Annotated in this window: 1 protein-coding gene and 1 riboswitch; the gene reads right to left on the bottom strand. The window is 73.0% G+C overall.

The window, feature by feature from the left end; all coding sequences use genetic code 11:
* Positions 1 to 296: 296 nt before the first annotated feature.
* Positions 297 to 674, bottom strand: coding sequence for a hypothetical protein (locus E1287_RS43365; protein WP_131972010.1), 378 nt, complete (start codon positions 672 to 674; stop codon positions 297 to 299).
* A 50-nt stretch (positions 675 to 724) separates the two neighbouring features.
* A riboswitch (SAM riboswitch) is annotated at positions 725 to 842 on the top strand.
* Positions 843 to 925: the final 83 nt, after the last annotated feature.

Raw genomic sequence — 925 nt, 5'->3', positions numbered from 1 at the left:
CCCCGGCGACCCCGATCCCGGCGATCCCGGCGACCCCGATGATCCCGGCGGGGGCGGCGGCGGAGGCGGCGGCCGCCCAGGCGGCAACGGCTGAGGCGCCCCCACCGCCCAGCCACCCGGCCCAGCCCGCAACGGACCCGAACCGTTGCGATCGCGTCCGAAGGCAGGTTTCGAGCCTGCGAGAAACCTGATCGCGCAGCGAGCCGCCAGGCGAGCCGAAGCGATGCAGCGATCGCACGCGTTTCTCGACGATGGAGGGCGCCCAGCGCCCGAAGGAGGAGAGAAACGCAATAAGTTCAGCAGGCGTTTCCGATGCTGGTGGGGGTCTGGTTCATCACGGTGTCGAGCTGGGCGACGTCGCCGGTGCCGACGGCCGGGGCGGCGGCGCGCAGCTTGCCCGCCTCGGCCTTGAGCGCCTTCTTGAGGTCGTCGTCGCCGGTCTTCTTCGCCAGCGCGTCGAGGCGTCCGGCGAGCTGCTCCGTCGCCTGCCGCCAGCGCGCGGGCTCGGCCGCCGGGATGGTCCTCACCTGGGTGATGTACTGCTGGAACGCCTTCTTCGTGTCGGCGCACACCTGGCCGGTGTCGCCGCCCAGCGCCCCGCACCCGCCCAGCAGGCCGGACGCGCCGAGCATCGCCGCGCCCGCGGCCAGCGCCCGAGCCATCCCGTGTCGCATCGCATCCTCCCGGTTGATCCCCGTCCGGCCCCGCATATAATTCCGCATGAGGTCATGAGCGCCAGCGCCAAGCCCCGGCTTGCTGGCCGGCAACCCTTCGTCCGCGATGGGGTGCCCCGGGTGAAGACCTGGCCGGACGCAGCATCCGCGTTCCGGCAAGCGCGGATCCCGGCGGATTTCCGGGGTCCCTGACCCGGAAGGTCCCGCCATGCCGACGCTGCTCACCCGCTCCGCCCACTCCGCCTCCGCCC

This window comes from Actinomadura sp. KC06, from assembly GCF_004348735.1.
GTDB lineage: Bacteria > Actinomycetota > Actinomycetes > Streptosporangiales > Streptosporangiaceae > Spirillospora.
Note: the sequence above shows the minus strand (reverse complement) of the source record. Positions and strands in the feature narration are given on the sequence as shown.